Raw genomic sequence first — 22,225 nt, 5'->3', positions numbered from 1 at the left:
TTCCGATTGAACGATGAAGCCCTCTGCCACCCTCGAAGCCAGCCGACCGGTCTGGGACCTGTTTGTCCGCGTTTTCCACTGGACCCTGGTGGTCTGCGTGCTGTTGAACAGCTTCGTGCTCGACGACGGCGAGACCGTCCACCAGTGGGCGGGTTACCTCGCTTCGGCCCTGGTGTTGGCGCGGGTGGTGTGGGGCTTTGTCGGATCGCGCCATGCGCGGTTCACCGATTTTTTCCCGACGCCGGGGCGCATCGCGCGCCACGTGCGCGGGGTGTTGTCGGGTCGCGCCGAATTCCACTGGGGGCACAACCCGCTGGGCGCGCTGATGATGATGGCGCTCATGGGCCTGGTGCTCGCGCTGGGCGTGACCGGCTGGATGCAGGGGCTTGACGCCTACTGGGGCGAAGAGTGGCTGCAGGATTTGCACGAGGGGATCGGCGAGGCGCTGATCATCCTGGTGGGCCTGCATGCGGCGGCAGCGCTGATCATGGGGCGCATCGAGCGCGCCCGCCTCCTGAAGGCCATGGTCACGGGTGTCAAGGAACGGTATTGACTGAGCCCCCACACTCCGCCGCTGTGCGGGTCGCTGCCCCCCGCGGGGGCTGACCTGCCTTGGGGCGGCCCGGCAGCAGGTCGTTTCATGCGTGGCACACTGCCGCGCATGCCCCGCATCGATCCTTCCGAAGTCGAATTCACCGCCATCCGCGCGCAGGGTGCGGGCGGGCAGAACGTGAACAAGGTGTCCAACGCGGTGCACCTGCGCTTCGCCATTCACGCGTCGTCGTTGCCCGAGGCCATCAAGGAACGGTTGCTGGCCCTGAGCGACCAGCGCATCACCACCGAGGGTGTGGTGGTCATCAAGGCACAGACCAGCCGCAGCCTGGAGCAGAACAAGGCCGAGGCGCTGGAGCGGCTGCAGGCGCTGGTGGACAGTGTGGCCACGCTGCCCAAGGCGCGCAAGCCCACCAAGCCGACCTTCGGCTCCAAACAACGGCGACTCGAAGGCAAGGCCACGCGCTCGCAGGTCAAGCAGCAGCGCGGTCGTGTGCGCGGTCTGGATTGACTTCGGGTCCATTTCGCGCGCTTAAGATGTTTTTAGGGTTCCTTTAAGCGCTATTTAGCAGCGCGCCGAAGGGCCGGTTCCTAGACTGCTTTCCATGGCAGGCGACGCACGGGGCGTCGCCGCCACCCACGAAGCAGCCGGGCCTGGCCCGCGAAAGGAATCCCATGCAATCGAACACCCACGAACTGGCGCAGGTCGCCGCCACCGCCCAGGCCGTCGAGGCCGGAACGGGCCGCGTCAATCTGTACGCCGGTATTCACAAGGCCCTGCGCGCCTTCATGACCGACACCCTGCTGGCCGTGGGCCGGACCGACCCGGCCGACGCCGAGGAGGTGGCCGCCACCCACGAGCGCCTGGGCGCGCTGCTGGACCTGTGCGCCGCGCACGTGCGCCATGAGAACGGTTTCGTGCACCCGGCCATCGAGGCGCGCAGCCCGGGTGTGGTTGAGGGCGTGGCCGACGAACACGTCAGGCATTTGGAGCAGATCGCGCGACTGCGCTCCATGGCCGATGGTCTGCAGGGGCTGGCGCCGGCCGCGTGCGCGCTGGCGCTGCAGAACCTGTACCTGGCGCTGGCGCTGTTCGTGGCCGAGAACCTGCAGCACATGCACATCGAAGAAACCGTGCACAACACCGCCCTCTGGCAAGCCTTCAGCGACGCCGAGCTGGTGGGCATCCACGACGGCCTGCTGGCCACCGTGCCGCCGGCCGAAATGATGCTGGTGATGCGCTGGATGCTGCCGCACATGAACGCGCCGGAACGGCTGGAGATGCTGGGCGGCATGCGCCAGGGCGCACCGGCCCCGGTGTTCCAGGCGGTGCTGGACGGGGTGCGCGCGCAACTGGCGGAGCGCGACTGGGCCAAGCTGGCGCAGGGGCTGGGTCTGGCGCCGGTGGACGGCCTGGTGATGGCCTGAAGCCGCTGGCCTCAGGCGGCGACGTCCTCGAGCTCGACAGGACCGGCGGTGTCGAAGTGGAAACAGCCGCGGCCGGTTTTTTCGATGTGCAGCTGGGGGCATTGCTCGGCCAGCCGGCGCTGCAGCAGCAGCAAGCGCGCTTCGAGGTTGTCGGCCACGTCCGGCAGGCGCAGCGCGCGGTCCAGCCGCAGTTCGCGGTTGGTGAACTCGCGGCGGCCCTGGCGCTGCCGGTCCTGCAGCAGTTTCCACAGGATGGCGCCGGCCACGCCCTTGATCAGGTAGGCGTTGTTGACGAACACGCTGTCGTTGCTGCGGTAGTGGCGCACCTGCAGGCGTGGACCGGCCGGGGCTTTCGCGGGCGCGGCGGGGTGCTCGGTGCCGGGCATGTCGGGGCAGGGCTCGGCGCTTTCCTGCATGAGGTCGATGCCGGCGGCGAGTTGCCCGCCCAGCGTGACCAGCAGGTCTTCGTCCTCGAAGCTGAACTGCAGCTCCAGCGGGCTCTCCACGAACAGCACGCCCAGCACCCGGCCGGCCGAGAGCAGGGGCACGGCCAACTGGCTGCGTGGTTCGGGCAGACCGGGGTAGGGGATGTCGGTGCTGATCGCAGCGCTGCCATCGCCCGCCAGGCTGTCGCGCAGCGCCCGGCTGTACAGGTAGGCGCTGGCCATGTGCATGATGCGCACCGGCGTGCGCTCGCGCGCGGCCACGCCGATCACGCCGTCGCCCAGCGCGATCTCCGAGCCCACGCCCGAGGTGGCGTAGCCCCGGCTGGCCACGGTGTAGAGCCGCTCGGTGACCGGGTCGAGGATGAGCACCATGGCATGCCGGATGCCCAGGTCCTGCTCCAGCGTCTGCAGGGTGGCGTCGAGCAGCGCGTCGAGCGTGGCGCAGGCCGCCAGTCGCGCGCTGCCGCGGCGCAACGCGCCCAGCAGGTTGCAGCGCGGGGGCGCCGGCGGCAGTGGTGTGGACGAAGGGTCGCCGGGCACACGCTCGATCTCGCACACCTCGTGGATGTCCGAGCCCAGCAGGCGAAACACATGGGCCATGCCGCTGTGCGAGGCGATGCCCGCCAACTGGGCCTTCATGCTTTCAAACACCGGGCCGCTGTCTTCGGTGCGCAGGTAGCGCAGGTGCAGGCGGTAGAAGCACGCCGTCAGTGGATGCAGCACCAACACCGTGGAGCGCGGTTGCGCCAGCAGGTTCTTGCGCGTCTTGTTGAAGAACTGGAACGACAGCGCCACGTGCCGCTCGTCGACGTAGAACACCTGGGATATGTAGGCGACGTTGGGTGTGCCGTCGGCCGCGCAGGTGGCCATCATGGCCGGGATCGCGCCTTCCAGACAGGGCCGCAGCTCGGCCAGGTCCACCGCGGTCATGGGGCCGGCCCACCCAGGGGCTGGCCAGCGCGGGGCCCGGGCGTCTGGTCAAAGGCTTCGTCGGGGGTGAATTCCACCGCCACCACGTCGTCGATCCGGTGCGCGAACATCGCCGAGACGAACGCCGGGCCGAAACCAAGGCCACCCAGCTCCTGCTGCATGGCGAGCCGGTAGCGCTGCAGCACGGCGGCGTCTTCCGGGCGCGCCTCGCGCAACCGGGCGCGGCGGGTCTTGAGCTGCACCGTGCGGTGGGTGCTGGGCTCGCTGAACACCACCGCCATGCGGCCGCTGGCGGCCACGTCGCGCAGCAACTGCGCCGAGGGGCGCTGCCCGAGGTAGACCGTGACGAAGTCGCCCGAAGCGCTGATCTGGCTGCCCAGTGCCCGCATGACGCTGGGGGTGAGGTCGTGCCCGCAGGCACTGACGATGACCGACACCCCGCGGGCCATCATGTCGAGCAGGTCACGGTTGAGCTGGGGCGGGGCGGCGGGGTGTTCCAAGGTGGGTGAGCCGAAGGCACCGAACGCCGGAGATCATAGCGATGGCGTGGCCGGCGGCAAAGGGTCGGCGCCACCGGGCGCGTTCACGGACGGTTCGGTGTGCACCAGTTCCATCGGATAGCGCTGGCCCGCCAGGTGGTCCTCCACGCAGCGCAGCACCAGCGGGCTGCGGTGGCGCCCGGCGCTGGCGCGGATTTCGTCGGGCGTCATCCACAGGGTGCGCACGATGCTGGTGTCGAGCTCGCGTTGTGGATCGAAGTCGCCCAGTTCGCCGCAATAGGCGAAGCGCAGGTAGGTGATGTCTTCGCCGGTGCTGGCCCGCTGGAAGCGCGAGAGGTAGACGCCGACCAGGGCCGTGGGCGTGAAGTGGTGGGCGGTTTCTTCCAGCGTTTCGCGCGTCACGCCTTCGGTGGGGCTCTCCCCGGGGTCGAGGTGGCCGGCCGGGTTGTTCAGGCACAGGCCCTCGGGCGTGTGCTCTTCGACCAGCAGGTAGCGGCCGTCGCGCTCGATGATGGCCGCCACGGTGACACTGGGTTTCCAACGGGTGTTCATTCGGGCATTATCCCGACCGATCGTCTGGCTGTCCCTTGAGGTGGTAGTTCTTGCCGCATGATGAAACGTTGCACGGGTGCGGTGGCCTCTGCGCACCCGGTGCTTGGTACAAACCCTTGTGCGACAAGGGCTTGCCGGCGGCGAAGACCCGAAACGCGTCGGTTAAGCTGGCGCGCTGCCAGAAGAGCCCAGGGACGGGTGCCGGCGCCGACCAGGGACGGCGTCCGGCTGGCAAAACAGACGACACCGGGCGGAGGGCCCGGCACACACGATGGGAACCAACAAAAATGTCCAGAAGAATGTGGAAGGCCATGGTCTGCGGGTGCATGCTGTGGGGGGCTGTGACCAGCCACGCGGCCGAGTTCTCGGTCGGGCGGGTGGACATCCGGTTCGCCGACGAGGGCTGGAAGGAAGTGCCGCTGCCGGATCGCGCGCAGAGCTACGGGGGAGAAAAGTCGGGCGCGCTGGCGGTGCAGGCCAAGCTTTTTGTCCGCGACGGGAGCGCCAGCGAAGTGCCTGTGCTGGTCCTGGTGAGCGCCAATTCGCAAGGCATGGGCGGTGGCCGGGGTGGCTACATGACCTACTCGCCCAATTGCAAGTCGGATGAACACAACTATCGCGAAGGCAATGAAGGCTTCAATGCGTCGCTCCTCCAATGCCTGACCGTGATGCCCCGGTACAACGGTTCCAGCGTGATCAAGGCCCTGGCGCCCCAGCTGGAAGGTGCCCTCAAGACCGAAGAAGGCACGGAGCTGCCACCCTTCTACACCGTGTGGAGCCGGCATGCGATCTCCACGGGCTCGTTCGTGGACGTGCGCGTCTTCACGGTGTTTCCGATCAGCGCTGACGGCAGCGCTGCCGTGGGCGCCCTGCCCCAGGACGTGCCGCCCGCCCACGTGGTGTGGGGGCGGCAGCTGAAGGACGCGGTCAAGAGCAGCGTCTATTCGCTCTCCGGCCGTCTGGAGATGCCGCCCATCCAGGTGGTCGTACCGCCGCAGCCTGCTGCTGCGGCCGACGGCGGCTGACCGGCCACCCATCCTGTTTTTTGAACTCCCAGCATTGAGGACCTGTCCATGACTTCTGGCGCACCGACCGACACCGCCGCTGCCACCCCGCAGCGCATCGGCATTCCCCGTGAAACCTTCCCCGGCGAAAAACGTGTGGCCACTGTGCCCGACGTGGTCACCAAACTCGCCAAGCTGGGCTTTGGCGTGGTGGTGGAAACGGGCGCGGGCGAACTGGCCGATCTGAGCGACGAGGCTTACCGCGAAGCGGGCGCCAGCATCGCCGGCTCGGCCACCGAACTCTGGAACAGCGCCGACATCGTCTTCAAAGTGCGCGCCCCCACGCCCGACGAAGTGGCGCTGATGCACGAAGGGCAGACGCTGATCGGCTTCATCTGGCCGGCCCAGAACCCGGAGCTGATGCAGCAGCTGGCCGCGAAGAAGGTCACCGTGTTGTCCATCGACGCGCTGCCGCGCACGCTCAGCCGGGCGCAGAAGATGGACGCGCTGACCTCGATGGCCGGCGTCAGCGGCTACCGCGCCGTGGTCGAGGCGGCCAACGCTTTTGGCCGCTTCTTCAATGGCCAGATCACGGCCGCGGGCAAGGTGCCCCCGGCCAAGGTCTTCATCGCCGGTGCCGGCGTGGCCGGCCTGGCCGCCATCGGCGCGGCCGCCAGCCTGGGCGCCATCGTGCGCGCCAACGACACGCGTGCCGAGGTGGCCGACCAGGTGGTCTCGCTGGGCGGCGAGTTCGTCAAGGTGGACTACGAAGAAGAGGGCTCGGGCGGCGGCGGTTACGCCAAGGTCATGAGTGAGGGCTTCCAGGCCGCGCAGCGCGAGATGTACGCCAAGCAGGCGCGCGAGGTGGACATCATCATCACCACCGCGCTGATCCCCGGCAAACCGGCGCCCAAGCTGATCACCGCCGAGATGGTGAAGAGCATGAAGCCCGGCAGCGTGATCGTGGACATGGCGGCCGAGCAGGGCGGCAACTGCGAGCTGACCGTGCCCGGCGAGGCGGTGGTGCGCCACGGCGTCACCATCGTCGGCTACACCGACCTGGCCTCGCGCATGGCGCGCCAGTCGTCCACGCTGTACGCGACCAACCTGTTCCGCCTGAGCGAAGAGCTGTGCAAGACCAAGGACGGCGTGATCAATGTCAACATGGAAGACGACGCCATCCGTGGCCTGACCGTGATCAAGAACGGCGAGATCACCTGGCCGGCCCCGCCGCTGGCGGCTGCGCCCAAACCGGCGCCCAAGCCCGCTGTCGCGCCGGTGGCCAAGAAGGGCCACGGCGAGCCTTCGGGGCCGATGCCGGCGGGCAAGCTGGCCATCGTGGCCGGTGTCACGGCGGTGTTGTTCGCGCTGGTGGGCGCCTACGCACCGGCCGAATTCCTGTCGCACTTCACGGTGTTCGTGCTGGCCTGCTTCGTCGGCTACATGGTGGTGTGGAACGTGAAGCCCGCGCTGCACACGCCGCTGATGAGCGTGACCAACGCCATCAGCTCCATCATCGCCATCGGCGCGCTGGTGCAGATATCGCCCATGGCCAATGCCACCGAGCGGCCCAACACGCTGATCGTCGCCCTGGCCGCGCTGGCGCTGGTGCTCACCGCCATCAATATGTTCGGCGGCTTCGCCGTCACCCAGCGCATGCTGGCGATGTTCCGCAAATAAGAAGGAGACCCTGAATGTCTGCAAGTCTGGCCACGGTCTCCTACATTGGTGCGACCATTCTCTTCATCCTCAGCCTGGGCGGCCTGTCCAACCAGGAAACCTCGCGCCGCGGCAACCTGTTCGGCATGGTCGGCATGGCGCTGGCCGTCGCGGCCACGGTGTTCGGCCCGCAGGTCACCGCCGCCGGGCTTCCCTGGATCATCGGCGCCATGGTGGTCGGCGGAGCCATCGGCCTGACCGCCGCCCGCAAAGTGCAAATGACTCAGATGCCCGAGCTGGTGGCGCTGATGCACAGCATGGTCGGCATGGCCGCGGTGCTGGTGGGTTACGCCACCTACGTTGACCCAGAGGCGACCAAGGGCTTCGAGGGGGCGGCGCACACGATCCACGCGATGGAGATCTACATCGGCATCTTCATCGGCGCGGTCACTTTCTCGGGCTCGGTCATCGCCTTCGGCAAACTCTCGGGCCGTGTCGGCGGCAAGCCCATGCTGCTGCCCGGGCGCCACTGGATGAACCTGGCCGGTCTGCTGGCGGTGATCTATTTCGGCCGTCTGTTCCTGCAGGCCGAGACGCTGCAGGACGGCATGCTCCCGCTGTTCGTGATGAGCGCCATCGCGCTGCTGTTCGGCATCCACATGGTGATGGCCATTGGCGGCGCCGACATGCCGGTGGTGGTGTCCATGCTCAACAGCTACTCGGGCTGGGCGGCCGCGGCCACGGGCTTCATGCTGTCCAACGACCTGCTGATCGTGACCGGGGCACTGGTCGGCTCCAGCGGCGCCATCCTGTCCTACATCATGTGCAATGCGATGAACCGCAGCTTCATCAGCGTGATCGCCGGCGGCTTCGGCTCCACCAGCGCCGCGCCCAAGGCGGCGGGCGGTGCGGCAGCCGAGCCGGCCGGCGAGGTGACCCCCATCCTCGCCGCCGAGACCGCCGAGATGCTGCGCGAGGCCAAGAACGTGATCATCGTGCCGGGCTACGGCATGGCGGTGGCGCAGGCGCAGCACACGGTGTTCGAGATCACCCGGCATCTGCGCGAAAAGGGCGTGAACGTGCGCTTTGGCATCCACCCGGTGGCCGGCCGCATGCCCGGCCACATGAACGTGCTGCTGGCCGAGGCCAAGGTGCCTTACGACATCGTGTTCGAGATGGACGAACTCAACGAAGACTTTCCCGACACCGATGTGACGATGGTGATCGGCGCCAACGACATCGTGAACCCCGCGGCGCAGGAAGACCCGACCAGTCCCATCGCCGGCATGCCGGTGCTGGAAGTCTGGAAGGCGCGCACCTCCATCGTGATGAAGCGCAGCATGGCCTCGGGTTACGCCGGCGTGGACAACCCGCTCTTCTACAAGGACAACAACCGGATGTTGTTCGGCGACGCCAAGAAGATGCTCGACGAGGTGCTGGTGGCGTTGAAGACCTGAGCGCGCGTTGGCCGCCGTCGATGGGCGGGCCGTGAGGGATGCGGCTTTGGTGTGCACCGGGCCGATGCGGCACCGGAAAAGGCCGTGAGCCTGTGGTGACACGGGCTCTTTGTTTCTGTAGCACCGAGGCAAGGACACCCCAGGTTTTAGAGTAGGCTGTCAGTCGTTCATAAGGGAAAAACACGAGAGCTGGCCCGTGTGCCCCGAAGGAGAATGTCAGGTTATGGTTTCAAACAAAACTAACGGAGATCACGCATGACCGAACCGACGGCCGATCGTCCCTGGCTGGGCGTTTACCCCAGTGGTGTACCCGCCGATATCGATGTCGCGCAGTACCCGTCGCTGGTGCATCTGATGGAGGAGAGTTTTCAGAAATACGCCGGCCGCCCCGCCTACAGCTTCATGGGCAAGGAGCTCAGCTTTGCCCAGGCCGACAGCCTGTCGCAGGCTTTCGCGGCCTACCTGCAGGGGCTGGGTTTGGTCAAGGGCGACCGCGTCGCCATCATGATGCCCAACGTGCCCCAGTACCCGGTGGCGGTAGCGGGCATCCTGCGCGCGGGCTTCGTGGTGGTCAACGTGAACCCGCTGTACACGCCGCGTGAGCTGGAGCACCAGCTCAAGGACTCGGGCGCCAAGGCCATCGTCATCATCGAAAACTTCGCGCACACGCTGGAGCAGTGCATTGCCAGCACGCCGGTCAAGCACGTGGTGCTCGCGGCCATGGGCGATCTGCTCGGTCTGCTCAAGGGCGCGATCGTCAACTACGTGGTGCGCAACGTCAAAAAGATGGTGCCGGCGTTCAGCCTGCCGCAGGCGGTGCGTTTCAACGACGCCATCGCCAAAGGCACCCGGGGCAGCTTCAAGCGCCCCGAGATCCGGCCCGACGACGTGGCCGTGCTGCAATACACCGGTGGCACCACCGGGGTGAGCAAAGGCGCCGTGCTGCTGCAGAGCAACGTGATCGCCAACGTGCTGCAGTCCGAGGCCTGGAACGACCCGGTGATGAAGACCGTGCCGGCCGGCGAGCAGCCCACCAGCGTCTGCGCTCTGCCGCTGTACCACATCTTCGCCTTCACGGTGAACATGATGCTGTCCCTGCGCACCGGCGGCAAGACCATCCTGATCCCCAACCCGCGCGATCTGCCCGCGGTGCTCAAGGAACTGGGCAAGCACACCTTCCACAGCTTCCCGGCCGTCAACACCCTGTTCAACGGCCTGGCGAACCACCCCGATTTCAACACCGTCAACTGGAGCAACCTGAAGGTGTCGGTTGGTGGTGGCATGGCGGTGCAGGCCGCCGTGGCCAGGCTCTGGCTGGAGAAAACCGGCTGCCCGATCTGCGAAGGCTATGGCCTGTCGGAGACCAGTCCGTCGGCCAGTTGCAACCCCACCACCAGCACCGAATACAGCGGCACCATCGGCGTGCCGCTGCCGAACACCTGGATGAAGTGCCTGGACGACGACGGCAACGAAGTGCCCCAGGGCCAGCCCGGTGAGATCGCCATCAAGGGGCCGCAGGTGATGGCCGGTTACTGGCAGCGCCCGGACGAGACCGCCAAGGTCATGACACCCGACGGCTACTTCAAGACCGGTGACGTGGGCGTGATGGACGCGCGCGGCTATTTCAAGATCGTGGACCGCAAGAAGGACATGGTCCTGGTCAGCGGCTTCAACGTGTACCCCAACGAGGTCGAGGACGTGGTGGCCCAGTTGCCCGGCGTGATGGAGTGCGCCGTGGTCGGTGTGCCCGACGAGAAGTCGGGCGAGGCGGTCAAGCTGGTGATCGTGAAGAAGGATGCGTCGCTGACCGAGTCGCAGGTGCGCGACTTCTGCAAGGCCAACCTCACCGGCTACAAGCAGCCCAAGGTGGTGGAGTTCCGCACCGAGATGCCCAAGACCCCTGTGGGCAAGATCCTGCGCCGCGAACTCAGAGACAAGAAGTAGCCCCCCGCGCCGCCTGCGGCGTCACCCCCCCCAGGGGGGCAACGCGAGTGGCCCGGCAAAGCCGGTTCCACCGCGTTTGGGATCGAGGCCCGCGCGCCGGTGAGGCGTTCGCTTCTGGTCCAATACGGGCATGAAGACCAGTGCCCCAATCGCCATTGTCTCGGCTCTGCACGACGAACTTGCCAGTGTGCTGGCGCTGATGCCAGACGAACAGAAAAAGATCGTGGGTGGGCGCGAGTTCTGGGTGGGCCATCTGCATGGGCAGGATGTCGTGGCGGTGCTCAGCGGCATCGGCAAGGTGTCGGCCGCGACCACGGCCACGCTGCTCATTCAGCGCTTCGGTGTGAACCGCATCGTCTTCACCGGTGTGGCGGGCGGGCTGGGCGCTGGCGTCAACGTGGGTGACGTGGTGCTCGCGCGCAGTTTCCTGCAGCACGACATGGACGCTTCGCCCCTCTTCCCGCGCCACGAGGTACCCGGCTATGGCCGCGCGCGCTTCGGCGCCGACGCCTCGCTCACCGACGCCCTGGAACTGGCCTGCGAGCGCATGCTGCACACCCTGCCGCAGCAGCTGGGCACTGAGACGGTAGCGGCCTTCGGCCTGCACGCGCCACGCCTGCACCAGGGGTTGCTCATCAGCGGCGACCGCTTCGTCGCGACCACGGCGGAGGGCGCGGCCCTGCAGCGCGAACTGCCCGAGGCGCTGGCGGTGGAAATGGAAGGCGCGGCCTTCGCGCAGGTGTGCCACGACTTCGGCGTGCCCCTGGCCGTGGTGCGCACCATCTCCGACCGCGCCGACGACGCAGCCCACGTGGACTTCCCGCGCTTCCTGCGCGAGGTGGCCAGCCGCTACAGCGGCGCCATCATCGAATCGATGATGGTCTGATGGACCACCCCCGCGCCGGGCTCACTGCGTGGCCCGTCACCCCCTCAAGGGGGCGGCACTGGCGGCCCGGAAAAGCCGGTTCCGCGGTGCCCTGGCACCAACTCCCCCTCCGGCGTGACGTGCCCTGACCCCGGACGCCGCGAAACTGGTTCCGCCAGGCCGCATGCATCAACACCTTGAGTCGGTTCCGCGGTGCCCCGGCACCAACGTCCTCTACGGCGTGGAGTGCCTTGACCCAGGATGCCGCGGAACTGGCTTTGCCAGGCCGCAGGCATCGCCCCCTTGAGGGGGTGACGGGCGCAGCCCGGCGCGGGGGTGGGCCTACCGCAACCAGCCGCGCTTGCGGAAGTACAGCATCGGCACCACGGCCGACAGCACCATCAGTGCCAGCGCGAACGGATAGCCCCACTTCTGGCTCAGCTCGGGCATGTACTGGAAGTTCATACCGTAGAGGCTGGCGATCAGCGTGGGGGGCAGCAGGGCGACGCTGGCCACCGAGAAGATCTTGATGATCTTGTTCTGGTTGATGTTGATGAAACCGACCGTGGCGTCCATCAGGAAGTTGATCTTGTCGAACAGGAAGGCGGTGTGGCTGTCGAGCGAATCGAGGTCGCGCAGGATCTGGCGCGCGTCCTCGAACTGCTCGGCGCTGAGCATGCGGCTGCGCATCATGAAGCTGACCGCGCGGCGCGTGTCCATCACGTTGCGGCGGATGCGGCCCGACATGTCTTCGTGGCGCGCGATCGCCGAGAGCACCTCGCCGGCCTTGTTGTCCGTCACGTCGCCGGCCAGCACCTGGCGGCTCACATCGTCCAGATCGTCGTAGATGTCTTCGAGCGTGTCGGCGCAGTATTCGGCGTCGGCATCGAACAGCATCAGCAGCACGTCGCGGGCGTTTTCGATCAGGCCTGGCATGCGGCGCGCGCGCATGCGCAGCAGGCGGAACACCGGCACGTCTTCATCGTGGATGGAAAACAGCACCCCCTGGCTCTTGAGCTCGGCGTTGTGCTCGTTGAGGATGAAGGCCACGCGCACCGCATGCGGGCTTTCATCGTCATCGATCAGGAAGTCGGAGCGGATGTGCAGTTCGCCGTTGTCTTCCTCGAAGAAGCGGGCCGATTCTTCGATGTCGTCGTCCATCGCGTCTTCGGGGATCGACAGGCCGAAGTGCTGCTTGACCCAGCGCCGCTCCTCGGGCGTGGGTTCTTCAAGGTCGACCCAGATGGGCTTGAACCGGGCCAGCTCTTCGAGCGACTCGATCTCTTCCTGGAACAGACGGCCATTGGCCAGGGTGAATACGTTGAGCATGGGGCGCTCCCGGCGGGGAATGTCTGAGGGGGGCAGGCCTGCGGGGCCTCGGGGCGGTTCGGGCGGCGCTTTCAGCCGGCCGGCCACCGAATCTCAGGGGCTGCGAGGGGCAGCGCTCAGACGGTCGCGGGGGAGGCTGAAAGCACACAACTGGGGGGTGTGCTTTCCATGGGGGCTCTTTGCGGGTTGAAACTGGTGCCGATTATGGCACCGTGGCCTGCACGTCGGCCTCCAGCGGGAGGCCGAAAAACCCCATCAATTCGTCCTTTCGTCGCCAGGCGTCGCCTTCGCCCAGTTCGATCAGGGCGTTGACGAAATCGGGTTCGAACAGCAGGTAGCTGGCCAGGGCGGCGGCGCTGCCGGCGGCGCCCTGGCCGGTGTCGAGCGCGCCCAGGCCGGTGAGGGTGTTGCGCGTCGGCGCGGGCAGGGCACCGATGTGTTTGCGTGCGAGTTCGTCGAGCGAAAAACTGGGCTGCACCGCCATCACGTGCACCGGCCGGTAGGGCAGGCGCGCGGCCAGTTCGGGGGGGAGCCTGGCCAGCGTCTCGCTCACCCGCTGGGCCTGCTCCACGTCGGCCTGCAGGGTGTCGTGGAACACGCTGGCCATGGCATGTCCGGCGATGGTGCCGGCCGTCGGCTCGTCGTTGGCGCGCGCGACCAGGCCCGAGCGCTGGGGTTGCCCCACGCCGATCACCAGCACCCGGCGCGCCCGGAAGTGGATGGCCGGCGACAGGGGCGAGAGCTGGCGCATCGAGCCGTCGCCAAAATGCTCCTTGTGGCCGTTCACCCACAGGGGCACGGCCGGAAACAGGAAAGGAATGGCGCTGGAGGCCATCAGGTGTTCGATGGTGATGGGCTGGAAGTCGGCGCGCCGCCCGGGGCGGTGCCAGGGCGGCACCGGGTGGTCGGGCCGGGTCTGGCAGAAGGTCCAGTGTTCGCCCGTGGTGTAGCTGGACGCGGTGACCCCCAGCACATCGATGTGGCCTTGCTGCAGCGCGCGCTCCAGCCCGTCGAGGTCGATCGCGCGGTGCAGGGTGTCCACCAGGGGCAGGGTGTCGAGCAGGGCGCGGTAGCGCCGCACCTGGCGCGCCAGGGTGAGCCCGGCGATGATGCGGTTGGCGCGCACCCAGCCCGGTGCTTCGAGCCGGTAGATGTGCTCCGAGCGCAGGCCGCCCCAGAACGCGGCCAGGCGGGGCAGGGCGTGCAGCCCATCGGTGGCGTGGCTGGCGAGGTAGGCCGCGTTGAGGGCGCCGGCCGAGGTGCCGAACAGCCCCTGGAAGGGGAAGGGGGTGGGCGAGGAGCCGGCGGTCGTGGGGGCCCGGCTCGCCAGCATGGACGCCACCGCCTTGAGCACGCCGGCCTGGTAGGCCGTGCGGGCGCCGCCGCCCATCAGCACCAGCGCGCAATGGCCCGAGGCGGTCTCGGACAGTTGGGTGTCGAGCAGGTTGCGCGAGATCAGCGTATCGAGTGACACAATCGGAGCCTTGAGCCCAGGCGCGGGCGGTGCCTGCGATGACGTTGGGCGGTTGCCCAAAATCATGACACATCCCCCCCGTGTTTTCGACGGTTGCCGTGAATATGGAGGGGCCTGGGCGGCCCGTGCACAAGGATGCAACCATGCTCAAAGCCATCTGGAGCCTGCCGCGCACCGTCTGGTTTATCGGGCTCATCAGCCTGGTCAACGACAGCGCGAGCGAGATGCTCTACCCGTTGGTGCCGCTGTATCTCGCCTCCGTGCTGATGGCGGGGCCCCGCGCCCTGGGCATCATCGAAGGCATCGCCGAGGCGACCGCGAGCCTGCTCAAGCTGTTCTCCGGCGTCGTTGTGGACCGCACGCGCAAGTCCAAGCCCTGGATCGTGTTCGGCTATGCCCTGGCCGGCTTTGGGCGGCCCCTGATCGCTTTTGCCAGCAGCTGGCCCTTCCTGCTGGCCATCCGGTTCGCCGATCGCGTTGGCAAGGGGCTGCGCAGTTCCCCCAGGGACGCCCTGCTGGCCGCCAGCGTCACACCGGACCGGCGCGGGCTGGCTTTCGGCCTGCACCGCGCCATGGACAACGCGGGCGCGGTCGTGGGCCCCTTGCTGGCGTTTGGCCTGCTGGCGGCACAGGTGTCGCTCAGGGACATCTTCCTGTGGTCCATCGTGCCCGCGCTCATCTGCGTCGGGCTGGCGCTGGCCATCCGGGAGCCGAAGGCCGAGCCACACCCGGTGAGCGCGGGGTTCGACTGGCGGCTGGGCGACATGCCCCCGGTCTTCCGGCGCTACCTGCTGGTGGTGGCCCTGTTCACGCTGGGCAACTCCTCCAACATGTTCCTGTTGCTGCGCGCCAACGAACTGGGCGTGCCCCAGGCGCAGGTGCCGCTGCTGTGGGCGGCGGTCTCGGTCATTGCCATGCTGTTCGCCACGCCCCTGTCCGCGCTCTCCGACCGGCTGGGCCGCGTCAGGCTGCTGCTGCTGGGCTATGTGGCCTATGCCATCTTCTACGCCACGCTGGGCCTCATCAACACCGATGGCTGGGTGCTGTTTGCCCTGTTCGGCTTCTACGGCCTGTTCATGGCGGCGACCGAAGGGGTGGAAAAAGCGCTGGTGGCCGACCTGGCGCCGCAGAACCGGCGCGGCACGGCCTTTGGCTGGTTCAACCTGACCGCCGGCCTCTTCCTGCTGCCCGCCTCCGTCGTGTTTGGCTGGATCTACCAGGCCATCGCGCCCTGGGCGGCGTTCCTGTTTTCGACCGCCTGCGCGATGGCCGCCGCGCTGCTTCTGCTGTTCACCGTAAAGGAAGGCCGTGGCGATGCGCCGCCGGACGGATCGCCGATCAGTCCAGCAGCGGCAGGATCACGCAGCCTTGTTCGTCCCAATCCACCTGGGTGATGCCGGGTTCCAGGGCTTCGAGCCGGCGCCGCTCCAGCTCTTCGGCGCCGACCTGGCTGGCCACCCACTGCGTGGCCTGATCCTGCTGCGCACGTTGCGCCAGGCTGAAGGCCAGGGCCGATGAAACGTGATGAACCAGCTCGTCGGTGTCCCAGGGTTTGGTGAGGTAGCGGTACAGGCCGAACTGGTTCACCGCCTCCTGGGCGGTCGCGAAATCCGCCGTTCCCGTCAGAATCATCCGCACGCACCCGGGCTGCATGTCCGCCGCCGTGGCCAGCAGCTCCATGCCGCCCATGCTGGGCATGCGCAGATCGCTGACGATGACGTCAAACCGTCGCACCCGCAACTCGGCGAGAGCGTCCGCACCGCTGCAGTGCGTCACGATCGTCACCTGACTGCCCAGGGGGCCGCGCAATGCACGGTGCAGGGCGCGAACGATGGGGGCTTCGTCATCGACGAGGAGAAGGCTGCCTTGAAGTGCTGGGTTCATGGGTGCTCCGACAACGTGGTTCATGCACAGGACATGACGGACAGCTCGCTCACGACGCGCTGCGTCAGACGGCGCAGCTGCGGCTCGCTGGCGTCCAGGACGGACCACATCGGGTCCATCAGGAACTCGGCCTCCGCTTCCGGACCCGCGCCCCCGGTGGGTGCGGCTTCCAGGCCATGGGCCATGTGGTTGGCCAACTGCACCAGGTGCGAGAAGGTCAGACGCTCACCCTCAGGGATGGAAGCCGGAAGATGGTGGGTGGCAATCGCCGCCGAGAGGGTGGCCGGGAAGTTCCATTGCTGGGCCACGGTGGCGCCGACCTCGGCGTGTGACACACCGAGCACCCGCTGCTCCGCCTCGTGCAAGGCCAGCCCTTCGGCCGCGCAGAGCCGCAGCGCCTGTGCCTCCAGTTCCGGGCTGGTGATGGCCAGAATCAGCTTGCCCACGTCGTGCAGCAAGCCCAGCAGAAAGGCCTCGCCGGTGTCCAGCGACGCGATCCGGGCCAATTCCCTGGCCGAGATGGCGGTGCACAAGGTGTGGCGCCAATAGGTGTCGAAGCTGAACCCCTCGCACCGCACCGCCCCGAAGCTGGACCGCAGGGAAATGGCCGCCAGCGTGCTCGCCACGGTTCGCAGGCCCAGCATCTGCACGGCATCGCCGATGCTGGCGACCTGCCCCTGCGCCCCATAGAACGCGGAGTTGGCCAGCCGCAGGATGCGTACGGACAGCGCTTGATCGCGCTCGATCGCTTCGATGCAGGTCGAAGCCGGTGCGTCGTCCTTGCTCAGCGCTTCGACCGCCGCGATGAAGGCGCCGGGCAGCGAAGGCAGCTCGCCGATGCACCGGGCCAGCGTGGCGGGTTTCAGATGTCGCGGCGGGGCCGCAGACTCAACTGGTTCCACATACATGATGAACTCTCCCTGAAGGCACTGTTGTTGGATGACCGACCAGAACCGTTGTCGTGCGCGGGCCCATGCGCCGGGTGACACCGGCGGGATTCTGGGTGCGCAGCGGCGGGTTCATGCCAGCCGGTCCGGGGCCGCGACGGCGGCGTCTTCCAGCAGCTGAACCATCATCAGATGGCCCAGGGGCTTTTTTTGTCCAGGCACCTGGTGGAGCCAGACGAGGGCGTTTCGACCGTTGATGGCGGTGCACAGCCCGTCCGTGTCGGAGCGCTGGGCGGGTTGTCCCAGCGCGGTCAGCAGTTGCAGCATGGAGGGCGCCGGGTCTCCCCCCAAGGCCGACGACCATTCGGGCCATTGGCGCACGGCCAGGCGGTTGACGTAGGCCAGCATGCCGTCTTCTCCGATGCCGAAAACGGCCATCGGCAGCCCGTCCAGGGCGTCCCTGGAGGCGCCCGCGGCGCTCTGCATGGCCAGCCGGCGGGCGCTTTCGTCGCGCGCCATGCGCGAGAGCCGCTGGTTGGCCACGATCAACTCCCGGTTGGCCCGGTGGACCGCGCCCCCGAGGCGGCAGTTTTCCGCGGCCAGTTCACTCTGTTCAAAGGCCTTGGCCACGTGGTTGCGCAGGAGGTCGTCGTCCCAGGGCTTGGTGAGGAACTTGTACACGGAACCCTCGTTGACCGCCTCGATGATCGATTGCAGATCGGTGTAGCCCGACAAGGTCAGGCGCACGGTGTTGGGGTACAGGCGCTTGGCTTCGCGCAGGAACTCGATGCCCGTCATTTCCGGCATGCGCTGGTCCGAAACGATCACGTCCACCGGTTGACTGGCCAGCAGCTCCAACCCCTGGCGGCCGCTGGTGGCGGTGAGGATGTGGTAACCATCGCGGCGAAACAGGCGCTTGAGCGACGACAGGATCGCCGCCTCGTCGTCCACCAGGAGCAGGGTGCGGCGGCGTGGACGCGTGCCCAGCAGGCCCTGGGGCATGGATGCGCCCGCGTGCAGCAGGGCATGCAGACCCTCGGCGGTCTGCGCGGCGCCGAAACAGTCGCCCTGCGCGAGATCGCATCCGTGGTCCACCAGGCGTTGCAGCTGGTCGTCGTGGGTCACGCCGTCGGCCATGACGCGCATGTGCAGCCCATGAACGAGCTGGATCAGCGATCGGGTCAACGAGGTGTCGTGGCTGTCGGTCACGATGTCGGGCACCACGGCGCGGTCGATCCGGATCACGTCCAGAGGCAGCTCCCGCAGTTCGGACAGGCTCGACGCGCCGGCCCCGAAGCCACCCAGGATCACCTCCACGCCCGCCGCGCGCAAGGGCGTCAGCGTTGTCGCCAGCGCCTTGCCATCGGCTGCCGCCCGGCGCTCCGGAACCAGCACCGACAACAGCGAGGCCTTCAGACCCCACGCCGCCAGCGTGGTCAGCCAGTCGTCCACCGTGCCGGGCAGCGCCAGCTCCAGCCATTCCAGGGGAAGGCACAGCCGCACATCGCCCACGTGTCCGTCCAGCACGGTGGCCACTTGTCGGCAGGCGGCCTCCTGGCGCTCGCGCAGCGGGTGACCGCAAGCGTCCAGTCCGTCCAGGATCTCGCCTTGCCAGAGCAGTTCCACCGCGACCAACTGGCCGCTGACCAGGTTCCAGTGTGTCTGGAAGCGTGGCACCGTTGCCGGGTCGGGGCTTTCCGTGTTGATGCGATCCGTCTGCGGCATGGCGCGCTCAGACTGTGTGTTCATGTTCGTGCTCCCACACCGGTGGAATGGTGTCTTTTCCTTGCGCAACGGGTCCCGCGACCGGCAGCCAGACGCGGATGGCTGTGCCCTCCCCGACGGTGGAGCGCACCTGGATCGTGCCGCCGTGTTTCTGGACGATGGAGAACGACAGCGACATGCCCAGCCCGGTTCCCTTGCCCACGTCCTTGGTGGTGAAGAAGGGCTCGAAGATCCGGCGCTGGACTTCGGCACTCATGCCGCAGCCCGTGTCCTCCACCTGCACCCAGACCCAGTCCTGCTCGACGCCGGACAACAAGGTGATCGTTCCCTTGTCCACAATGGCGTGCGCCGCGTTGACGATCAGGTTCATGAACACCTGGTTGAGCTGGGCGGCCAGGCACAGCACCGGTGGCAGCGGCGCGAGCTTCTTGACCACCTCGGCCTTGTATTTCACTTCGTGGCGCACGACGTTGAGGGTGGACTCCAGGCCCACGTTCAGATCGGCCTCCTGCCAGTCCGAATGATCGACGCGCGAGAAGTCCTTGAGGTCCTGCACGATCTTCTTGACGCGCCCCAGGCCCTCGGCGCATTCGTCCAGCAGCAGCGGGAGGTCCTCGCGCAGGAACTCGATCTCGACCTCTTCCCGCTTCTTCGTCAGCGCGGCGGCCGCGGTGGCGTCGCCCGGGGCGGCCACCGCCGCGTCGCAGGCCTCGCTCAGGTCCAGGAGACCGGTGACGTATTGGCGCAGGGAGTTGAGGTTGGAGCTGACGAAGCCGATCGGGTTGTTGATCTCGTGCGCCACGCCGGCCGCCAGTTGCCCGATCGACGCCATCTTGTCCTGCTGAAGCAGCTGGTTCTGCGCTTCCTCCAACTGATGGTTCATCGCATCGAGCTGGTTGATCCGCTCCTGCAGCTGTGCCTGGGCATCGCGGATGTCGGAGCGGTCCTGCATCATCCACCAGGTGCCAAGACCTGGGGCCGCCGAGTTGGCCACGTAAGCATCGACCTGCACCCAGATGGGATGGCCATCGGCGCGGCGCATCCACATCTCCAGGTGAATGGGTTCGCCTTTTTTGAACCGGGGAATGACATGGCTTTCAAAGTTGGCGAAGTCCTCTTCCGTCAGGTAGGTCGCACGGGCCGGCAGACCGGCCATGTCGGACGCGGCATAACCGAACATGTCGGCCATGGCGGGATTGACGCGCTGGATCACGCCTTTCTTGGCATAGGCCACCCCGATGGGCGAATTGGCGATGAACAGCTCCAGGTCACGGGCGGTGGCCGCCAGCTCGGCCGAGCGTTGCCGGACGAGTTCTTCGAGCTCGTTGCGGTGCCGCAGCAGCTCGTCTTCCGAGGTCCTGCGGGCGGTCACGTCCTGCAGGGTTTCGATGGCCCCGATCACCGCGCCCCGGGCGTCGTAGAGGGGGGCGGCCGTGAAAAACAGCCACTTGCCCGAGGTGCCGAACTGTGGAAAGAAGGCCTCGACCTCGACACCGCCGGCGATGATGGAGGAACGGTGCATCTGCCCGCCGTAGAACGACCGCATGGTCGCTTCATCGACCCCATCGACGATCATGTCCGCGAGCAAGGGGCGCTGTTCCGGGTAGAACGCTTTCCAGCCCTCTCGCGACCCGAGCACCTCGTTGCGCTTGATGCCCGTCATGCGCTCGCAGGCCGTGTTCCAGTGCGTCACCCGGTGGTACTGGTCGATCACCAGCGACGCCACCGAGGCCCCGTCGATGATCTGCGACAGCATCTCGGTCATGCCCAGCAAACTGCTTTGCACGTGCATCACGTCGCTGAGATCCACGCAGGTCACCACCACCTGGACCCGATCGTCGAAACAGACCTGCCGGGCATGGATCTCCACCGGACGAAGCCCCCCGTCGGGGGTCATGACCGAACCCGAAACCACGGGCGGTACCTCGCCGTGCTCCGAGCAGGTCAGGATCGCGGCGTGCAGAGGCGCGCGCGTGCTCTCGTCCACCAGGTCCAGCAAGGACATGCCGAGCAGCGCCGACGGACTGCGCGAGCCCAGCCGGCACAACGCATCGTTGGCCGCCAGGATCCGCCCATCTCCCAGCAAGGCCGAGGGAACGGCCACCGCGTCGACGATCTCCCGGGCCACCGCGGCATTCGATTTCTGTTGGTCCGCGACGTCCATCATGACTGGCTCCTCGGCACATCCAGGGCTTTGGCGTCCTGCGGGATCGAGCTCTTGCGGATCCACAGCGTGAGCCGAACGCCTTCCCTCGCGGAAAAGTCGCCCACCTGCTTGACCACGCGTTCGTCGAACACATAGCCCGCCGCCAGCAGGATGGCTCCTCTGGACGACACCAGGTCGCGTGCCAGCACCATGCCGGGACGCAGATCGCGCACATCCATGTGCACGTCCGCCTTGGCCGCGGCCGCCAGGTCATCGACGACCTTGATCATGGTTTCGACCACGGAGCGGTCGTAGCGCGTGTCAATGCCGCCGTGGAGCAATTTCTGCGCGCGTTCCACGGTGCAGCGCTGGTCCCCCAGGTTGCCGTTGATCATGTCGTCCAGATCGCTGGCCGCTGCCACGATGCGCGCGCCCATCACGATCTCGGGCGCCGCCAGGCCATCGGGAAAACCTTTTCCGTCCACGCGTTCGTGGTGCTGGCGCACGATGCGCGCCACCCCTTGCAGCTGCGACAGCGCCATCAACGTGGTTTCGCCGTCGATCGGGTGGCGCCGGTAGCGCTGGGTTTCTTCCGGGTTGTAGGCGGAGACCGACTTGCCCAGCATCGCGTCGGGAAACCCGATGTTGCCCACGTCGTGGACCAGCGCGGCCAGATGGATGTCGCGGATCTCGCGGTCCGACAAGCCCAGGCGCCTGGCGGTCTCGCGGCTCAGATCCGCCACCCGGCGTGAATGGCCGGAGTTGCCGACGCGCATCTCCATCAGGCTGGAAAACACGTTGACCGCCAGCACGAAGGTGTTGTCCAGATCCTCGTATGCCGCGTCCAGCATGCCGTTGATCTGCTGGAGTTCGGCGGTTCGCGCGGCCACGCGCGACTCCAGGGTCTGGTTGGCGTCGCGAAGCTGTTCGTTCTGCCGCTTCGTCAACTCGGTCAGTTCGGCGTTCTGCTGTTCCAGGCCGCGCCGGATCAGGGCTTCGCGCACCACCAGAACGAGGTCCTGGTCGTCCCATGGCTTGGAGATGTACCGGTGGATGGCGCCTTTGTTGATGGCCGCGATCGTGGCTGAAATGTCGGCGTAACCGGTCAGCAGAATGCGCGCGATGCCCTCGTCATGGGAGCGCACCAGTTCCAGGAAACGCGCCCCGTCCATTTCGGGCATGCGCATGTCCGAGATCACCAGATCCACCCGGTGGGTCTTCAGCAGCGCCAGGCCTTCGGCGGCGCTGGTGGCCTGCAGGGTCGCGATGCCCTGTGCCCGGAAGACGCGGCGCAATGCGCTCAATACGGAGGGTTCGTCATCGACGGTCAGAACCGTCGGTGCCGCCAGTGGCCCGGCATTCGCCGCGGCGGATGGTGGCTCTTGAAGGGCAATGGTGGTCATGGCGTCACGGACTCCCGGTGTGTCCTGGGTATTTCGACAC

The 22,225-nt window shown here is 67.3% G+C and carries 19 protein-coding genes; 9 read left to right on the top strand and 10 right to left on the bottom strand.

Annotation, left to right across the window (positions count from 1 at the left end; all coding sequences use genetic code 11):
* The first annotated feature begins 13 nt into the window (after positions 1 to 13).
* The 3 genes from AC07YZ_RS11800 to AC07YZ_RS11790 all read left to right on the top strand — a co-directional run bounded on the left by AC07YZ_RS11800 (position 14) and on the right by AC07YZ_RS11790 (position 1,980).
* Entirely contained in the window at positions 14 to 553 is a 540-nt protein-coding gene (locus AC07YZ_RS11800; RefSeq protein WP_494794860.1) for a cytochrome b/b6 domain-containing protein, read from the top strand.
* Between the two features lie 87 nt (positions 554 to 640).
* On the top strand, positions 641 to 1,063 hold the full coding sequence (gene arfB / locus AC07YZ_RS11795) for an alternative ribosome rescue aminoacyl-tRNA hydrolase ArfB (RefSeq protein ID WP_226491222.1): 423 nt from the start codon (positions 641 to 643) through the stop codon (positions 1,061 to 1,063).
* 164 nt (positions 1,064 to 1,227) lie between these two features.
* Entirely contained in the window at positions 1,228 to 1,980 is a 753-nt protein-coding gene (locus tag AC07YZ_RS11790; protein ID WP_494794859.1) for a hemerythrin domain-containing protein, read from the top strand.
* Positions 1,981 to 1,991: 11 nt separating this feature from the next.
* On the opposite strand, the gene AC07YZ_RS11785 is transcribed toward AC07YZ_RS11790, so the two are convergent.
* The 3 genes from AC07YZ_RS11785 to AC07YZ_RS11775 are packed head-to-tail and all read right to left on the bottom strand — an operon-like array spanning position 1,992 to position 4,408.
* Positions 1,992 to 3,356 (bottom strand): GAF domain-containing protein, encoded by a 1,365-nt coding sequence (locus AC07YZ_RS11785; protein WP_494794858.1) that lies wholly within the window; start codon positions 3,354 to 3,356, stop codon positions 1,992 to 1,994.
* The gene (locus tag AC07YZ_RS11780; protein ID WP_226491225.1) at positions 3,353 to 3,856 is read right to left on the bottom strand and encodes a hypothetical protein; all 504 of its coding nucleotides are present in this window, start codon (positions 3,854 to 3,856) and stop codon (positions 3,353 to 3,355) included. The genes AC07YZ_RS11785 and AC07YZ_RS11780 overlap by 4 nt, the downstream gene beginning before the upstream one ends.
* 33 nt (positions 3,857 to 3,889) lie before the next feature.
* On the bottom strand, positions 3,890 to 4,408 hold the full coding sequence (locus AC07YZ_RS11775) for an NUDIX hydrolase (protein ID WP_494794857.1): 519 nt from the start codon (positions 4,406 to 4,408) through the stop codon (positions 3,890 to 3,892).
* Between the two features lie 287 nt (positions 4,409 to 4,695).
* On the opposite strand from AC07YZ_RS11775, the gene AC07YZ_RS11770 reads away from it, so the two are divergent.
* From AC07YZ_RS11770 to AC07YZ_RS11750, 5 genes are all read left to right on the top strand, one after another.
* Complete coding sequence (locus AC07YZ_RS11770) at positions 4,696 to 5,433, top strand: hypothetical protein (protein WP_494794856.1); 738 nt, start codon at positions 4,696 to 4,698, stop codon at positions 5,431 to 5,433.
* A gap of 48 nt (positions 5,434 to 5,481) precedes the next feature.
* Entirely contained in the window at positions 5,482 to 7,092 is a 1,611-nt protein-coding gene (locus AC07YZ_RS11765; RefSeq protein WP_494794855.1) for a Re/Si-specific NAD(P)(+) transhydrogenase subunit alpha, read from the top strand.
* A gap of 14 nt (positions 7,093 to 7,106) precedes the next feature.
* A complete protein-coding gene (gene pntB / locus AC07YZ_RS11760) occupies positions 7,107 to 8,528 on the top strand; it encodes a Re/Si-specific NAD(P)(+) transhydrogenase subunit beta (RefSeq protein WP_494794854.1) in 1,422 nt (473 codons plus the stop codon).
* Between the two features lie 255 nt (positions 8,529 to 8,783).
* Entirely contained in the window at positions 8,784 to 10,472 is a 1,689-nt protein-coding gene (locus tag AC07YZ_RS11755; RefSeq protein ID WP_494794853.1) for a long-chain-fatty-acid--CoA ligase, read from the top strand.
* 130 nt (positions 10,473 to 10,602) lie between these two features.
* On the top strand, positions 10,603 to 11,358 hold the full coding sequence (locus tag AC07YZ_RS11750) for a 5'-methylthioadenosine/adenosylhomocysteine nucleosidase (protein ID WP_494794852.1): 756 nt from the start codon (positions 10,603 to 10,605) through the stop codon (positions 11,356 to 11,358).
* 321 nt (positions 11,359 to 11,679) lie between these two features.
* Here the strand turns inward: AC07YZ_RS11750 and corA are convergent, their stop codons facing one another.
* Together corA and AC07YZ_RS11740 are read right to left on the bottom strand one after the other, a co-directional pair.
* Positions 11,680 to 12,666 (bottom strand): magnesium/cobalt transporter CorA, encoded by a 987-nt coding sequence (corA, locus tag AC07YZ_RS11745; protein ID WP_226491232.1) that lies wholly within the window; start codon positions 12,664 to 12,666, stop codon positions 11,680 to 11,682.
* Between the two features lie 202 nt (positions 12,667 to 12,868).
* Positions 12,869 to 14,140, bottom strand: a complete 1,272-nt coding sequence (locus AC07YZ_RS11740) for a patatin-like phospholipase family protein (protein WP_494794851.1) — start codon at positions 14,138 to 14,140, stop codon at positions 12,869 to 12,871.
* A 143-nt stretch (positions 14,141 to 14,283) separates the two neighbouring features.
* On the opposite strand from AC07YZ_RS11740, the gene AC07YZ_RS11735 reads away from it, so the two are divergent.
* Complete coding sequence (locus tag AC07YZ_RS11735) at positions 14,284 to 15,534, top strand: MFS transporter (RefSeq protein ID WP_494794850.1); 1,251 nt, start codon at positions 14,284 to 14,286, stop codon at positions 15,532 to 15,534.
* On the opposite strand, the gene AC07YZ_RS11730 is transcribed toward AC07YZ_RS11735, so the two are convergent.
* From AC07YZ_RS11730 to nosR, 5 genes are all read right to left on the bottom strand, one after another.
* Positions 15,479 to 16,024, bottom strand: a complete 546-nt coding sequence (locus tag AC07YZ_RS11730) for a response regulator (protein ID WP_494794849.1) — start codon at positions 16,022 to 16,024, stop codon at positions 15,479 to 15,481. The genes AC07YZ_RS11735 and AC07YZ_RS11730 overlap by 56 nt on opposite strands.
* A gap of 20 nt (positions 16,025 to 16,044) precedes the next feature.
* Positions 16,045 to 16,932, bottom strand: a complete 888-nt coding sequence (locus AC07YZ_RS11725; RefSeq protein WP_226491236.1) for an HDOD domain-containing protein — start codon at positions 16,930 to 16,932, stop codon at positions 16,045 to 16,047.
* Positions 16,933 to 17,043: 111 nt separating this feature from the next.
* Positions 17,044 to 18,660 carry an EAL domain-containing protein gene (locus AC07YZ_RS11720; protein WP_494794848.1) on the bottom strand — a complete coding sequence of 539 codons (1,617 nt, stop codon included), beginning with the start codon at positions 18,658 to 18,660 and terminating at the stop codon, positions 17,044 to 17,046.
* On the bottom strand, positions 18,644 to 20,803 hold the full coding sequence (locus AC07YZ_RS11715) for a PAS domain S-box protein (protein ID WP_494794847.1): 2,160 nt from the start codon (positions 20,801 to 20,803) through the stop codon (positions 18,644 to 18,646). The genes AC07YZ_RS11720 and AC07YZ_RS11715 overlap by 17 nt, the downstream gene beginning before the upstream one ends.
* Positions 20,800 to 22,185: a response regulator c-di-GMP phosphodiesterase, NosR family gene (gene nosR, locus AC07YZ_RS11710; protein WP_226491239.1), complete on the bottom strand. Its 1,386-nt coding sequence runs from the start codon at positions 22,183 to 22,185 to the stop codon at positions 20,800 to 20,802. The genes AC07YZ_RS11715 and nosR overlap by 4 nt, the downstream gene beginning before the upstream one ends.
* Positions 22,186 to 22,225 lie beyond the last annotated feature (40 nt).

It is taken from the genome of Hydrogenophaga sp. GW101-3F08, from assembly GCF_059424585.1.
This window is presented reverse-complemented; position numbering and strand designations above follow the sequence as displayed.

Bases quoted from the DNA above. Each gene is read 5' to 3' on its own strand.
- AC07YZ_RS11800 (WP_494794860.1), top strand. From the start codon at position 14: ATGAAGCCCTCTGCCACCCTCGAAGCCAGCCGACCGGTCTGGGACCTG.
- arfB (WP_226491222.1), top strand. From the start codon at position 641: ATGCGTGGCACACTGCCGCGCATGCCCCGCATCGATCCTTCCGAAGTC.
- AC07YZ_RS11790 (WP_494794859.1), top strand. From the start codon at position 1,228: ATGCAATCGAACACCCACGAACTGGCGCAGGTCGCCGCCACCGCCCAG.
- AC07YZ_RS11785 (WP_494794858.1), bottom strand. From the start codon at position 3,356: ATGACCGCGGTGGACCTGGCCGAGCTGCGGCCCTGTCTGGAAGGCGCG.
- AC07YZ_RS11775 (WP_494794857.1), bottom strand. From the start codon at position 4,408: ATGAACACCCGTTGGAAACCCAGTGTCACCGTGGCGGCCATCATCGAG.
- AC07YZ_RS11770 (WP_494794856.1), top strand. From the start codon at position 4,696: ATGTCCAGAAGAATGTGGAAGGCCATGGTCTGCGGGTGCATGCTGTGG.
- AC07YZ_RS11765 (WP_494794855.1), top strand. From the start codon at position 5,482: ATGACTTCTGGCGCACCGACCGACACCGCCGCTGCCACCCCGCAGCGC.
- pntB (WP_494794854.1), top strand. From the start codon at position 7,107: ATGTCTGCAAGTCTGGCCACGGTCTCCTACATTGGTGCGACCATTCTC.
- AC07YZ_RS11755 (WP_494794853.1), top strand. From the start codon at position 8,784: ATGACCGAACCGACGGCCGATCGTCCCTGGCTGGGCGTTTACCCCAGT.
- AC07YZ_RS11750 (WP_494794852.1), top strand. From the start codon at position 10,603: ATGAAGACCAGTGCCCCAATCGCCATTGTCTCGGCTCTGCACGACGAA.
- corA (WP_226491232.1), bottom strand. From the start codon at position 12,666: ATGCTCAACGTATTCACCCTGGCCAATGGCCGTCTGTTCCAGGAAGAG.
- AC07YZ_RS11735 (WP_494794850.1), top strand. From the start codon at position 14,284: ATGCTCAAAGCCATCTGGAGCCTGCCGCGCACCGTCTGGTTTATCGGG.
- AC07YZ_RS11730 (WP_494794849.1), bottom strand. From the start codon at position 16,024: ATGAACCCAGCACTTCAAGGCAGCCTTCTCCTCGTCGATGACGAAGCC.
- AC07YZ_RS11725 (WP_226491236.1), bottom strand. From the start codon at position 16,932: ATGTATGTGGAACCAGTTGAGTCTGCGGCCCCGCCGCGACATCTGAAA.
- AC07YZ_RS11720 (WP_494794848.1), bottom strand. From the start codon at position 18,660: ATGAACACACAGTCTGAGCGCGCCATGCCGCAGACGGATCGCATCAAC.
- AC07YZ_RS11715 (WP_494794847.1), bottom strand. From the start codon at position 20,803: ATGATGGACGTCGCGGACCAACAGAAATCGAATGCCGCGGTGGCCCGG.
- nosR (WP_226491239.1), bottom strand. From the start codon at position 22,185: ATGACCACCATTGCCCTTCAAGAGCCACCATCCGCCGCGGCGAATGCC.